This window comes from Vibrio natriegens NBRC 15636 = ATCC 14048 = DSM 759, from assembly GCF_035621455.1.
Taxonomy (GTDB): domain Bacteria; phylum Pseudomonadota; class Gammaproteobacteria; order Enterobacterales; family Vibrionaceae; genus Vibrio; species Vibrio natriegens.
In genome coordinates this window covers 1,932,182-1,946,176 of record NZ_CP141822.1, presented here as the reverse complement: position 1 = coordinate 1,946,176, position 13,995 = coordinate 1,932,182, and the positions used below count along the sequence as shown (strand labels likewise).

The 13,995-nt window shown below is 44.9% G+C and carries 13 protein-coding genes; 12 read left to right on the top strand and 1 reads right to left on the bottom strand.

The annotated features are described in order from the left end of the window. The first annotated feature begins 37 nt into the window (after nt 1-37). The 8 genes from VER99_RS08830 to VER99_RS08795 all read left to right on the top strand — a co-directional run bounded on the left by VER99_RS08830 (nt 38) and on the right by VER99_RS08795 (nt 8,923). The gene (locus tag VER99_RS08830; RefSeq protein ID WP_014232379.1) at nt 38-685 is read left to right on the top strand and encodes a GTP cyclohydrolase II; all 648 of its coding nucleotides are present in this window, start codon (nt 38-40) and stop codon (nt 683-685) included. A 176-nt stretch (nt 686-861) separates the two neighbouring features. Further along, on the top strand, nt 862-2,124 hold the full coding sequence (locus VER99_RS08825) for an imelysin family protein (protein WP_014232378.1): 1,263 nt from the start codon (nt 862-864) through the stop codon (nt 2,122-2,124). 93 nt (nt 2,125-2,217) lie between these two features. Further along, entirely contained in the window at nt 2,218-3,618 is a 1,401-nt protein-coding gene (locus VER99_RS08820) for a di-heme oxidoreductase family protein (protein WP_020335544.1), read from the top strand. A gap of 10 nt (nt 3,619-3,628) precedes the next feature. Beyond that, nucleotides 3,629-4,666: an imelysin family protein gene (locus tag VER99_RS08815; protein ID WP_020335543.1), complete on the top strand. Its 1,038-nt coding sequence runs from the start codon at nt 3,629-3,631 to the stop codon at nt 4,664-4,666. Beyond that, a complete protein-coding gene (locus tag VER99_RS08810) occupies nt 4,647-5,729 on the top strand; it encodes a DUF1513 domain-containing protein (protein WP_024372910.1) in 1,083 nt (360 codons plus the stop codon). Before VER99_RS08815 ends, VER99_RS08810 begins: the two co-directional genes overlap by 20 nt. Nucleotides 5,730-5,860: 131 nt before the next feature. After that, nucleotides 5,861-7,423, top strand: coding sequence for a L,D-transpeptidase family protein (locus tag VER99_RS08805; RefSeq protein ID WP_455685309.1), 1,563 nt, complete (start codon nt 5,861-5,863; stop codon nt 7,421-7,423). Nucleotides 7,424-7,595: 172 nt separating this feature from the next. Further along, complete coding sequence (locus VER99_RS08800) at nt 7,596-8,144, top strand: DUF882 domain-containing protein (RefSeq protein ID WP_014232373.1); 549 nt, start codon at nt 7,596-7,598, stop codon at nt 8,142-8,144. A gap of 122 nt (nt 8,145-8,266) precedes the next feature. Continuing rightward, nucleotides 8,267-8,923, top strand: coding sequence for an MBL fold metallo-hydrolase (locus VER99_RS08795; protein ID WP_020335539.1), 657 nt, complete (start codon nt 8,267-8,269; stop codon nt 8,921-8,923). A 26-nt stretch (nt 8,924-8,949) separates the two neighbouring features. On the opposite strand, the gene VER99_RS08790 is transcribed toward VER99_RS08795, so the two are convergent. Next, complete coding sequence (locus VER99_RS08790; RefSeq protein ID WP_020335538.1) at nt 8,950-9,630, bottom strand: DUF2982 domain-containing protein; 681 nt, start codon at nt 9,628-9,630, stop codon at nt 8,950-8,952. Nucleotides 9,631-9,965: 335 nt separating this feature from the next. On the opposite strand from VER99_RS08790, the gene VER99_RS08785 reads away from it, so the two are divergent. The 4 genes from VER99_RS08785 to VER99_RS08770 all read left to right on the top strand — a co-directional run bounded on the left by VER99_RS08785 (nt 9,966) and on the right by VER99_RS08770 (nt 13,936). After that, the gene (locus VER99_RS08785) at nt 9,966-10,367 is read left to right on the top strand and encodes a hypothetical protein (protein WP_014232370.1); all 402 of its coding nucleotides are present in this window, start codon (nt 9,966-9,968) and stop codon (nt 10,365-10,367) included. A 522-nt stretch (nt 10,368-10,889) separates the two neighbouring features. Continuing rightward, complete coding sequence (locus VER99_RS08780) at nt 10,890-11,978, top strand: TRAP transporter substrate-binding protein (protein ID WP_020335537.1); 1,089 nt, start codon at nt 10,890-10,892, stop codon at nt 11,976-11,978. Nucleotides 11,979-12,097: 119 nt separating this feature from the next. Further along, a complete protein-coding gene (locus tag VER99_RS08775) occupies nt 12,098-12,637 on the top strand; it encodes a TRAP transporter small permease subunit (RefSeq protein ID WP_014232368.1) in 540 nt (179 codons plus the stop codon). A gap of 12 nt (nt 12,638-12,649) precedes the next feature. Then, complete coding sequence (locus tag VER99_RS08770) at nt 12,650-13,936, top strand: TRAP transporter large permease (protein ID WP_014232367.1); 1,287 nt, start codon at nt 12,650-12,652, stop codon at nt 13,934-13,936. Nucleotides 13,937-13,995: the final 59 nt, after the last annotated feature.

Genomic DNA, 13,995 nt, shown 5'->3' with positions numbered 1-13,995 from the left:
TATCAATCCCCATAGTTGAAGAGCATGAGTTCATCCCATGAATGTAATAACGAAAGTGCATCAAGAAATAAATCGAGTGAGTGTAGATATGGCTGAAGTACGTGCCAGAGTAGATTTTAAAGTCGGGGCTAAGAGTAATATTGATGCTGAAATCCTGTCTTTCCGTGGTTTGAAGACGGATAAAGAGCATGTAGCAGTTATCTTTAAACAAGCAGACCAAGTTCAAGAAACGCCACTGGTGCGTATGCATTCTGAGTGTCTGACCGGCGATGTTTTTCACTCCTCTCGTTGTGACTGTGGTGAGCAATTAGAAGAAACGATTCAACGTATGGGAGAATCGGGCGGTATTATTCTGTACTTACGTCAGGAAGGTCGAGGTATTGGCCTGTACAACAAGATTGATGCTTACCGACTACAAAGTCAGGGTATGAACACCTACGAGGCGAATAACCACTTAGGGTTTGATGATGATCTGCGTGACTTCACTGAAGCAGCTCAAATGTTGCAAGCTTTAGGTGTGAGCAAGATCCGCCTTGTGACGAATAATCCTAAAAAAATCCGCGAGCTCGCCGAGTACGGGGTCGAAATTGTTGAAGTTGTAAACACTTCTGCTCACGTCAAAGATGGTAACGAGAATTACCTCAAAGCAAAAGTCTCTCACGGCAAACACAATCTCAAGGTTTAGCCTTAAAAACAGAACTGTTAACAAGTCATGTTAAAAGCCTCACATTGATGAGGCTTTTTTTTCATCTTAAGTTGCAAAAAAATTGTAAATTTGTATTATCTCGTGACTAAAAGTGCAAATAAGAATAATTAGCACTTCGAATACAAAAAACAATTTGCTCAACAAGGATGCTTCTAATGAATGCAAAAACAGTATTAGTTCAAGCTATTGCTGCTTCACTTCTTATTTCCAGTGGTACTGCGGTTGCTGCTCAAGTAACCAAACAAGGCGTTGTCGAACATTATGCAGACGTCGCACATGCTGTATTCGCAGATTCATTAAACACGGCTAAAGCGCTAGACGTGAAAATTGATGAGTTCCTCAAAGCCCCTTCAGCGAAAAAGCTAGAAGAGGTTAAACAAGCATGGCTTGATTCTCGCGTACCATATCAACAGTCTGAAGTATTCCGCTTTGGTAACGCGATCGTCGATGATTGGGAAGGTCAGCTTAACGCTTGGCCGTTGGATGAAGGCTTAATCGACTACGTCGCTACGGATTACCAATATGAACTTGGTAACGAAGGCGCTGCGGCAAACATCGTGGCTAACAAAAGTCTGACTATTGGTGCTACGACACTAGACGTATCAAAAATCACACCTGAACTGATTGCTGATCTGAATGAAGTTGGTGGTTCTGAGGCGAATGTTGCTTCTGGCTATCACGCGATTGAATTCCTACTTTGGGGACAGGATCTTAACGGAACAAATGCTGGCGCAGGTCAACGTGCTTACACGGACTTTGTTGTCGGTTCTGCTTGTACCAATGGCAACTGTGACCGTCGTGGTGAATACCTGAAAGCGGCAGCTGATCTATTGGTTCAGGATCTTGAATGGATGGAGAAACAGTGGTCTGCGGATGTGAAAGACAATTACCGTCAGGAACTACTGGCAGATTCAGCAGAGAATGGCCTGCGCAAAATGATGTTTGGTATGGGCTCGCTGTCTCTTGGTGAACTGGCCGGTGAGCGCATGAAAGTGGCGTTAGAAGCGAACTCAACAGAAGATGAGCACGATTGTTTCTCTGATAACACGCACAACTCTCACTACTACAACGAGCAGGGTATCTACAACGTGTACATGGGGCTTTATAAGCGCCAAGACGGTACGTTACTGACTGGTCCAAGTATTGCTGACCTGGTTGCACAACAAGATGAGCAAGCGGCGAAAGAGATTCAAAAGCAGTTTGATGACACTCGTAGTCAAGTAGGTGAGTTGGTGACTTCTGCCGAGAAGAAAAACCAACACTTCGACCAACTGATTGCTGCTGATAACGTTCAAGGTAATGCGCTAGTGAACGAAACCATCATGTCGCTGGTGGCTCAAACGGGAGCAATTGAACGTGCTGCAAACATCATTGGCATTGAAAGCTTAAGCCCAGATACAGCAGACCACGAGTTCTAATAAAAAATATAATAACCAATCAAGGGCTCATTTTACGGACTGAGCCCTTTGCTGTTTGCGCTCGCTGTTATCAATTCATTTAAGAGCAATGATATGAAGCCATCATCCCTAAATTACTCCCATTTAGCGCTACTTTTTACTGCTGCATTTTCTACGTCTGTAACTGCCTATGAAGTGCGTTCTGGCGGAAAAACCAGTGTTAAAAAAGACGGTGCGAATGCTTATTCCCTTCCTGCGGCAAATTTACCGATGAGTAAGCGACTCGACTTTAGTGTCGGGAATAGCTTTTTTAGAAACCCTTGGGTACAAGCGCCAGCGACTACAGAAGCGCGAGATGGACTCGGACCACTATTCAATACCAATGGTTGTCAGAACTGTCATATCAAAGATGGCCGAGGTCATCCGCCTGAAGAAGGGGATATCCACGCTGTTTCAATGTTGGTGCGTTTGAGCATTCCTGCTGTAACGCCAGAGCAAAAAAAAGCGTTCATCATTGATGGTGGTATTCCAGAGCCAACCTATGGTGGCCAGTTACAAGATTTTGCCCTACAGAATCAAACTCCCGAAGGTAAAATTTCGATTACTTATAGTTATGTTCCGGTGCAATTCAACGATGGCACAATGGTAACGTTACGAAAACCAACGCTAAAGATTACTGATCTGGGTTATGGAGACATGCACCCGGATACCCAATTTTCTGCGCGTGTTGCGCCACCAATGATAGGTTTAGGGCTGCTGGAAAGCATTCCTGACGACACTCTACTTGCTTGGGCGGACGAAAACGACACTAACAAAGATGGTATTTCTGGGAAGGTAAACAAAGTTTGGGACATCGAAAAAGGTGACTTCGCGCTCGGTCGTTTCGGCTGGAAAGCGGGTCAACCAACATTGATGCAGCAGAATGCAGCCGCCTTTAATGGTGATGTTGGCCTCACAAGTCATTTGTTCCCAAATGAAAACTGTACCTCAAAGCAGACAATATGTAATGAGCTGCCAAATGGTGGTGATCCAGAAGTTAGCCAGAATATTCTCGACTTCGTGGAGTTTTACAGTCAGCACCTGGCCGTGCCAATTCGTCGTAATGTCGAAGACCCGCAAGTGCAACTAGGTCAGAAAATTTTTGCTTCATCAGGTTGTGAAAGCTGCCATAAAACTAACGTTAAAACCGCTAAACGAGCTGGTTTACCTGCGCTTTCAGAACAAGAAATACACCCATATACCGATCTACTGTTACACGATATGGGCGAAGGTTTGGCAGACCACCGACCTGAATATCTGGCGAATGGTCGTGAATGGCGCACCCCACCTCTTTGGGGGCTTGGCTACACCGAAGAAGTTAATGGTCATACTTACTATTTGCACGATGGTCGTGCACGTAACGTTATGGAAGCAGTACTTTGGCACGGTGGCGAAGCAGAAAATTCAAAACAGAGCGTATTGGCGTTAAGCAAGAGCGAGCGTGAAGCGCTGGTGGCTTTCCTGGACTCGTTATAAGGAATCGAATGTGAATAAAAAACTATTAGTGTGTGCCGTTGTTACTGCGCTGAGTCTGACGGGTTGCCAATCGACATTGAGTTCAGCCGATGATCAGGCAGAGAAAACGAGCCATATTTCGCAAAGTGTGTATGAAATCGAGTATCAATCTGCTCATACCTTTTTAGAACAGAGCGCATCATTAGAACGTGCTTTTAATGATTTTTGTGCATCAGGGGATAAAGACCCATCTTCAGTAAAACAACAATGGCATGAAACCATGCGCGCCTGGATGGCTCTACAAGGACAGGAGCGCGGGCCTGCGAGTGCGTTGGAGCAAAGCTGGAATGTGCAATTCTGGCCAGATAAAAAGAATACCACCGGACGAAAAATGTCGGCACTAACCAAATCGGATCAAGTCTGGAGTGCACAACAGATCTCAACGCAGAGCGTGACGGTACAGGGCTTGGGTGCACTAGAGTGGTTACTTTACGATAGTGGTTCGACACTGGAAACAAACAGCAATACCTGTTCCACAGCGGTATCAATTTCTCAAAACCTCAACGCTAAAGCCGACTTGATTGCGAACGCTTGGGCCGAGAACCCGTGGAAAGCAATGAAAAAGACGGAGTGGGAGTCGGAATATATTTCGCTACTGTCCAACCAGCTTGAATACAGCATGAAAAAGTTGAGCCGCCCGATGGCGAAAATTGGTCATCCGAGACCTTACTTTTCTGAGTCTTGGCGTTCAGGCACTTCACTCGCGAATTTGAAAGCAAACGTGCAAAGCATGCAAGCTTTATACTTGGCCAATGGCGATGGCTTAGACGCTCTTTTGCGCGAACAGGGCAAGTTGGAACTCGCCGATCGAGTTTCGCGTCAGTTTGACATGACACTTGAGACTTGGCCTGAGGAGAATAGCTTATTCGAAGCACTACAAACGGTAGATGGTTACCGCATGGTGTTGGCGCAATACAACAAGTTAGAGCAATTGAAGTACCTCATTCATGAAGAGGTAGCAATCGAACTCGGCGTGGTTATAGGATTTAATGCTACCGATGGTGACTGATCAAACAAGACGCACATTGCTTAAAGCCGCTCTATTTGGAGCGGCAGCCCCATTACTGCCTTTTGGTTGTGCTAGTACGACTCCGCGAACGCCAGCGTTAATTGGATGTTCAATCATTGGCCGTGACAAATATGCAGCAGTTGTTGCCGATGAACATGGGATGCCGATTTCCAAATTGCCAATTCCAGAACGTGGTCATGGTGTTGCTATCAACCAACACGGTCATGCGACGGTGTTTGGTCGTCGGCCGGGTACCTTCTTCATGGTATTTGACTATCGGAATGGGCAAGCGATAAAGCTGCACACGGCAAAAGCAAATCGTCACTTCTATGGTCACGGCGTGTATTCCCACGATGGGAACTATCTGTTTGCGACAGAAGGTGAAAGGGGAACAAGCCGAGGTATTATTGGCGTTTACGATGTGCGCAAGCAGTATCAAAAGATGGATGAGCTGTCAGGCTTTGGTATCGGACCACATGAAGTCATCATGATGCCCGATGGTGCATTAGCGACCGGTGTTGGCGGTGTGCATACTAATGGAAGAGAGCCTCTAAACCTCGATTCGATGACCCCAAGTCTGAGCTACCTGTCTCAAGATGGTGAGTTGCTCGATCAAGTTTCTCTGCCCGATCACAAGCTGAGCATTCGTCATCTTGCGCACGATGGCTCAGAGACAGTGCTATGCGGCCAGCAATATCGAGGTGAGCCAGATGAATACCCGGCTCTTATCGCGATGCACACTCGGGGTGAAAAAATGCTGGAGCTTGAGGCTGAACCTGAAGAATGGGCGCGTTTCAATCATTACGTTGCCAGCATTGCGGCGACTGATGAGTGGATATTAGCCACTTCTCCTCCGGGAAGCTGCTATGGCATTTGGTCCAAAGCGACGGGCAAGTTGGTTGAGTTGAACGCGTTACCCGATGCATCGGGTGTTGTGATCTACGGGGATGAGTTCCGCATTAGCTCTGGTGCAGGCAAAGTTGTCGAGCAACAGCCAATAGAATTTAAGAATACATTTTCAACAGGTATACAGTGGGACAATCATTGGTCTAGAATTGTGTGAAAAACAACCTTATTGATAGTTTTATGTGAAACTTATCGGAAAAAATATTGTCCCGTTCTTATTTTTAAAGCAGCAACCTGTGAGATATTTGCCATACTTTCTAATAAGGCAAGTAGGTAAGGGTTGTATCAGTGTTTGCTAGGGTTCTAATAATGACGGCACTTTTAGTGCCGTTTTGCAGCTTTTCTACCGCAGTTTCTCTTGACGATACTTCACAAGTGGAGCAAGAGGGAGCGGTTAAGCAGCTCTCAATTGAAAAAATGATCCACTATCCATCTGTGGTGGAGCAATTGTACCAGAGCACAAACTACCGTTTGAACTGGCAGAATGAAAGTGACGTTGAACAGTTCATCTTTCAGCTGAATGTTGTCGCGCTTGCAGACGTCACTAAAGAGTTTGATAACCAGCTGCATAGAATCAACCAGATCAAATGGCAAGGTGACAACCTCGACTTTGATTTGGTGATGACAGATTCATTGCTGATGTATTTAAGTTACCTGGAGCAGTTGCCTCACGAAGGGGTTAACTGGCTATTTGCCAATAAAACGCAAGTTGATCTTCCTCCGCCGAGTATCGATACATTATCGGTTCTTAGCAATGAGCTGACTGTTGGTAAGCTGGGTCAGTTTTTGTCCAGTTTGCGTTCTCCGCTGCAAATGGATCGAGATTTCAACTCGGCTTTTTCAGCCTTATCTGAGCACGCGCAATACCAATACCCTTTATACGAGCAACAAGGCTTGCTTCGTCTTGGCGATCCAATAACCAATAAAGCCTCTTTGGCAGAGCGCCTTGCGATAGTGGGCGTGGATGTCAGCTATGTTGACCCAAATTCGGCGCGATATGATGAGAACCTTGAACTGGCTGTAAAAGAATTTCAGCGTATTCATGGTTTGAAGCAAGACGGCGTTATCGGGCCAAATACGATCCGTTGGATTAACTTTTCTCCTAAGCAGAGGCTGCATTTGCTTGCTTTAAATGCTGAGCGCTCAAGAATATGGGCGAAAGAGAGAGATAATGTCGTATTCGTCAATGTGCCAGGGTATCAAGTTACATACTGGCATGATGGACAGCCACTGTTTGAGTCGAAAGTCGTGGTTGGTAAGAGTTCAAGAAAGACGCCGATAATGACGGTCAATATGGATTCGGTTATTTTGAATCCAACATGGAATGTGCCATGGAAGATCATGGTCAAAGACATCATTCCTAAAGTAAAAAGCAACCCAATGTATTTGATTCACAATAACATTCAAATCATTCGATCTTGGACTTCACGAGAGATCATCGATCCTACCACTATCAATTGGGCGACGGTTAATCCTCGAACTTTCCCATACCGAATGCGTCAGGCATCGGGTTCACAAAATGCGTTGGGCTTGTATAAGTTCAACATGCCAAACCCGCAGGCCATTTATTTACACGATACGCCAAGTAAAAACTTGTTTGAGCAAGATCGTCGAGCATTCAGTTCTGGTTGTGTTCGCGTGGAAAATGCCGATCAATTAGCTGAACTGCTTTTCAAAACGCAGGGGCTGGAAGAGCGTTTCGCGAAAAAACGCGAAAGTGCCCGTCGTTCTAATACGTCGGTTCCTTTAGGCGAGCGTATTGCGGTCCACATCATCTACCAAACTGCGTGGTTAGAAGAAGGTACGCTGTATTACCGTGATGATATTTATTCTTACGATAATCAAGGGTAGCGGCACACAAAACTTTAAGTAAATTTACATTGCAGAAAATTTACTTGTCGTTCAACCAGTAATCCATCCAAAATAGTCGATTAGGACATTCCAGACTGATTTGTGCGTTTGACGAAATGCACCAGTTTGGTTAATGTCCGCCTTTCGTGTAGTTTTTGAGCAGTATTTCTATATGGTAAGTCGTAATTTTTCCCGTCGTGATTTTCTTAAAATGACCGCTGGTGGTGTTGTATTGGCGTCTGCAATGCCAACTCTCTCATGGGCTTCATTGCCTGATGAACCTCGCGTACTAGCGATGAATAACCTGAATACTGGTGAGCAATTGGAAACGTGCTACTTTGATGGAAGTGGCTACGTAAAAAGTGAGCTTGAAAGGTTAGATGAGTTCTGTCGCGATCACAGACGTAATGAAACCTTCCCTATGGATCGACGTTTGTTTGATCAGATCAGCCAAATCCAAAAGCTTATTGGTACGGAGTCAGAAGTCATTGTGATCTCTGGGTATCGTTCACCAAAGACGAACTCTTCATTGCGTAACAACTCTTCTGGTGTGGCAAAGAAAAGCCTTCACATGGAAGGTAAAGCCATCGACTTTCGTTTAGACGGCGTAAAGTTGTCTACTGTACGTGACGCCGCTTTAAGTCTGAAAGCTGGTGGTGTTGGCTACTACCCGGGCAGTAACTTCGTTCATATTGACACTGGTGCGGTTCGCTCCTGGTAGGTGAGGTTGCAAGTCACCTTGAAAGTCTTGACGCGCAAGGTTTTCACAAGTCTTGAAGTCATTTAGGCTTAGTGTCATAGTTGCGGAAGTCTTAATAAAATTTATGTGGTGATAGGTTATCCATGGCTCTTAAATACCAAATTGTCCCGGTGACAGCTTTTTCTCAAAACTGTTCTATTGTCTGGTGTGATGAAACGATGAAAGGCATCGTGGTTGACCCGGGCGGTGATGAGAAGCAGCTTGCTGTGTTAATCAAAGAGTTAGGCGTTGATGTTGTTCAATTGGTATTGACGCATGGACATTTGGACCACGTTGGTGGCACTCAGCCATTAGCGGCTTTGCTTGGTGGAAAGGAAATTGTTGGGCCTCATAAAGCGGACAATTTCTGGTTACAAGGCTTAGAAGGGCAGAGCAAAATGTTTGGCTTCCCGCTAACTGAAGCATTTGAACCTGATCAATGGCTTGATGAGGGTGACACTGTCACATTTGGTAATCAAGTGCTGAAGGTGATCCACACTCCGGGTCATACACCTGGTCACGTTGTGCTTTACAGTGAAGAAGCTCGCGTAGCATTTGTGGGTGATGTCCTGTTTAACGGCAGTATCGGTCGTACAGACTTCCCTCAAGGTGATTTCAATACCTTAATCACGTCGATCAAAGAGAAGCTTTGGCCACTGGGTAACGATGTGACCTTCATTCCAGGCCACGGCCCACAATCTACTTTTGGTCATGAACGTAAAACCAACCCATTTGTTGCCGATGAGATGCCGCTTTACTAGCGAAGTCTGACTCGGGCAGAACAAAGTTATTTTGTCTCGAGTAAGTCTGGCTCGGCGGCAGCTAAATACCGCCGAGTTAACCCGACAAAATCTTCGGCTTCTCTATCCAAATCACTGGCTGAGATAAACACGTCGTAGCCATAAAAATCTCGCTGATATTTCATTCTGTTTGCAAGCATCGCAAGCAAGCCATCGTATTGCTTTCCCTGACTGCTCAGGTATGGCCTTGGATCGAGCACCATATCTTCGAACTTTTCTTCACATTGATTTTGTCGTGCCCCTAAATACAGAAGCGCACGTTGGCTCAGGAGGATTTCTGTCGCGATGCGAGGGCAAATCGCATCCAAGTAAGGAGAGTAGTGTTTTAACCGTACGCCAATCCAGGGCAGTGGTTGGTACCATCCGTCTTGTTGATAGCTACAAATACCTATCGATTCAATATTGCACCAGCGAACAACCCAACCACCCTTAAAAAGGTGTTGTTGAAAGTGGGTTGCGGTTAGCGTAAACGAGACTTGGCTTTTCTTAATCATCATAACTGCAAAGCCGACAATAACCGCCATTAATACCACAGACAATATCGCTTGCTTCCATCCAGGTGATATCAACACAAGAAAAAAAGTTATTAAAGCGACAACCAACAAGGTTATTCGGGTAAGAATAGAACCAGGTTTAAAATGTGAATTTGTGAGATGTAGCGTTTCCATGCATTTAACCTCATAGAGTCAACAAAATACCCAAATGCTTTCCCGTTGATCACGATCTAATTTAACTGTGCTTCTAGGCTATTTGCGGTGCGATTACTTCATTTGTCCGGTGTGAAACAAAATGCATTTGGTGGATAAAAAACCTCTGTTTTTATACCCAGTATTCAATAAAACAGTTCACAAATTACCTGTATAAATTCTAGACGCTCTGCGTTTTGAGCGCATTTTTCATCGCGTTTCGGCGCTAAAACCTACAAATTGCTTGTGAATTTTGGTATAAAACGCGCTTCAAATTTTCATCCCTGCTGATATGCAGTGAACTGGAGACATATTCAATGAGACTTGCTCATAAGCGTAAAGTGCAAATGAAATTGCAAAAGCGCATTAAAGCGACAGTAGCAAACATTGCTGCAGTACAAAAAGCAGCGAAGCCTGTTGCTGAGAAAGCAGCACCTTCTGTTACTGAGAAAGCTGTTGCCGAGAAAGTAGTAGCTGAGAAGAAAGTAGCTGTAGCGAAAACAGTAGAAGTTGCGCTAACTCCAAAACAGCAACAAGTGCTAGATATTGTTGTCGCAAATGCGGACGGTATTAACCCTAAAGGCATCGGCCTTGCTGCAGGTCAAGAAGACACTAAAGCGGCATCATGGGCAACTGGCGCTCTGAAGAAGCTTCTTGAAGAAAACCTGGTTCAAAAAGAGCAATTGGCAGGTAACAAAGTTATCTACAAAGCGATTTAGTTTTTAAATCCTCAATCTTATTAAGATACAGCTCTCTAATACCTCGACTATTGTCGGGGTATTTTTTTGAGCGACCTAACGTCCCGTCACTCCGTGTTTCTGCTCCTTCTTTGGCAAGTCTAGCGACGTCAAAATGGCAAATGTCACAATTCTTTAAATACTTTGTAAATTTTTTGGAAAGTTACTACTTACGTGGTTTTCTATTTTCGATATTTTTAATCTCTTCCTAACTAACTGTTTAATTTAGGCTTGAAATTTTAATTGGGTTAATCTCCTACGTATAAATACGTACTACCAATGGCTAATGTATGAGTGGTAGGCAGTAAAAATTGCGTGTTCCTGCCCATTTAAGAATCAACGTTATTGATACATCTTTAGCATCAAGTTACGCCCTGTAACTCAAATGATGCTGCGCTATTTTAAGAGTCAACTTTAGACAAGCACATTGTTCGTTACTTGGTGTAATACAAATCCTTGTGAAATGGATGATAACAATAACCTTGGTGACAAAGGACGTGAACGATGAGTTTGATCCAAAAATCTCTTAAAAGAGTGCTGAAAACTACTGCTGTGGTTGCCGCGATGGCCTTCGCTGCAACTTCTGCTAATGCTGCGGAAAAAGTCTACCGCCTGAAACTTGCAGAAACATGGGGACCTAACTTTCCTATCTTCGGCGATACCACGAAAAATATGGCTAAAATGGCAGAAGAAATGTCAAACGGCCGTCTGCAAATTCGTATTGACTCAGCAAACAAGCACAAAGCACCTTTTGGTGTGTTTGACATGGTGAAATCAGGTCAATACGACATGGGCCATTCGGCGTCTTACTACTGGAAAGGAAAAGTGCCAAACACACTTTACTTTTCTTCTATGCCTTTCGGTATGTTACCTACAGAGCAGTACGCTTGGTTCTACTATGGCGGTGGCATGGAGTTGATGGACAAAGTGTACGCTCCTCATAACCTGATGTCGTTCCCTGGTGGTAACACAGATACTCAAATGGGTGGTTGGTTTCAAAAAGAAATTAAAACACTGGATGACCTTCAAGGTCTGAAAATGCGTATCCCTGGTTTTGCTGGAGAAATTTTGGCTGAACTGGGCGCTAAGCCAACCAATATCGCACCGGGTGAACTGTACACGTCTCTTGAACGTCGCACCATTGATGCACTTGAGTGGGTTGGACCTTCGCTAGACCTTCGCATGGGCTTCCACAAAATTGCGCCTTACTACTACACAGGTTGGCATGAGCCAGCGACAGAGCTTCAGTTCCTGGTCAACAAGCGTACTTGGGAAAAACTGCCTGATGATCTTAAAGCGATCTTAAAAGTGGCAATGAAAACTGCAGCTTACGATATGTACACGCAGTCTAAACACGAAAGTGGTAAAAACTGGGCGACGATCAAGTCAGAGTACCCGAACGTAGAAGTGAAGGACTTCCCGCCAGAAGTAATGGCAGCAATGAAAGAAGCTAATGATCGCCTTCTGAAGAAACACGCGGAAGAAGATGCCTTGGCGAAAGAGATTCAAGAGTCTCAAGCTGCTTACATGGAGCAAGTTCGTCAATGGACTGATATCTCACAACGTGCTTATCTAAACAGCCAAGCTGACTAATACGTCAGTATGCTGCCCAAGCGAATTGGTTTGGGCAGCGAGTGAAGCCCAAGAAAAAACTCATAATAAAATGCTCCGCCACTTAGCGGAGCTCAACCATACGTTCCACGGAGTCAGGAATGAGAAGCCTTATTTATATTGAGCGGATGTTTAACCGCTTCAGTGATTTTTTGGGGTGGTTGTCCAGCATCCTCTTCATCTTACTGCTACTAAATGTGGTATACGACGTTGTTATGCGATACGTGTTCAACGATGTTTCTATCGCCTTTCAGGAAATGGAATGGCACCTTTTTGCCTCAGTATTTTTGCTGGGTGTACCATACGCCATCAAAGCTGGTGGTCATGTTCGAGTCGACATTTTCTACGAGCGTTTATCTTATAAAGCGCAATCCATTATCGACATAATAGGCACGTTATTTTTCCTGCTTCCTTTTTGCTTATTGGTCGCCTGGTTCGGTATCGACTTTGCCAAAGAAAGTTATGCACTAGGGGAGACTTCTGGAGACCCAGGTGGTTTGCCTTACCGTTGGATCATTAAGGCAATGATCCCATTATCATTCTTTTTTATGGCAGTGAGTGGGATTGGTTTGTTGCTGCACTCTATCAATAAAATTGTTAACCCTCATCTTATCTATGCCGGTAATAACGGTAAGTCGTAAAAGGAAGTTATTATGATCGGTATAGTCATGTTTTTTGTAGCCTTATTTGCGCTACTTCTGGGTTTCCCCGTTGCGTTTACCTTCGGTGGTATCGCACTGATTTTTGGTGTTTGGGCAGAAGGCATTGAAATGTTTGCCTTTATGCCATATCGAATTCAATCGATTATGCAAAACACGGTACTAATGGCTGTGCCGTTATTTGTGTTCATGGGGCTGGTTTTACAGAAAACCAAGCTTGCAGAGCAGCTACTAGAGTCAATGGGGCGTCTGTTCGGTGGCGTTCGTGGTGGTATCGCCATTTCTACTGTACTGGTAGGGGCGTTACTTGCTGCATCTACCGGTGTTGTTGGCGCTTCTGTTGTGGCAATGGGGCTTATTTCCCTGCCTGTGATGCTCAAGTACAACTATGACAAAGGTCTGGCGTGCGGCACCATCTGTGCTTCAGGTACGCTGGGGCAAATTATCCCTCCATCGATTGTTTTGATCCTACTAGGGGACGTATTAGGTGTACCTGTTGGTGATCTTTTCCAAGCAGCGGTATGGCCGGGAATCACACTGGTTGTAGCGTACGTGATCTACATTCTGGTGTATGCAAAGTTGAACCCGCAAGCCGCTCAGCCTATCGAGCGTGATGAGTCTGTCAGCCGAAAAGAAGAAGTCATTAGCGCGCTCAAAGCGGTTCTGCCACCTCTGGCCTTAATCATCGTGGTATTAGGTTCTATTTTCGCAGGTGTTGCCACGCCGACAGAATCGGCGGCATTGGGTGGTGCTGGTGCGATCGTACTTGCTGTGTTGTACAAGCAGTTCAGCTGGTCGATGGTTTATGATGCTTCAAAAGAGACGGTAAAAGTCACCGCGATGGTATTTGCGATATTGCTTGGTGCGACCGCATTCTCCATGGCATTTACGTACACTGGTGGTGATTACTTAGTCGAAGAGTGGATGTTGAGTATTCCAGGTGAAAAATGGGGCTTCCTCATCATCACCATGCTTGTCATTTTGATTCTAGGCTTCTTCATCGACTTCGTCGAAATCTGTTTCATCATCGTTCCAATCCTCGCCCCAGTTGCAGAGATGCTAGGCATTAATATGACGTGGTTTGCGATTCTGGTAGCGATGAACCTACAAACCTCTTTCCTAACGCCACCATTTGGTTTCAGTTTGTTCTACTTGAAAGGGGTAGCGCCAGCAGGGGTAACAACGCGTGATATTTATAAGGGCGTGATGCCGTTTATCGCTATTCAGATAGCCGTGCTTGCGTCGCTCTTATTCTTTCCTGGTTTTTACGGCATGGGCTAAAAGGAGATTTTGTGACCTGAGAGTTTCCTCCTTTTGAAACAAGTTGTTAAGCTGCTTAT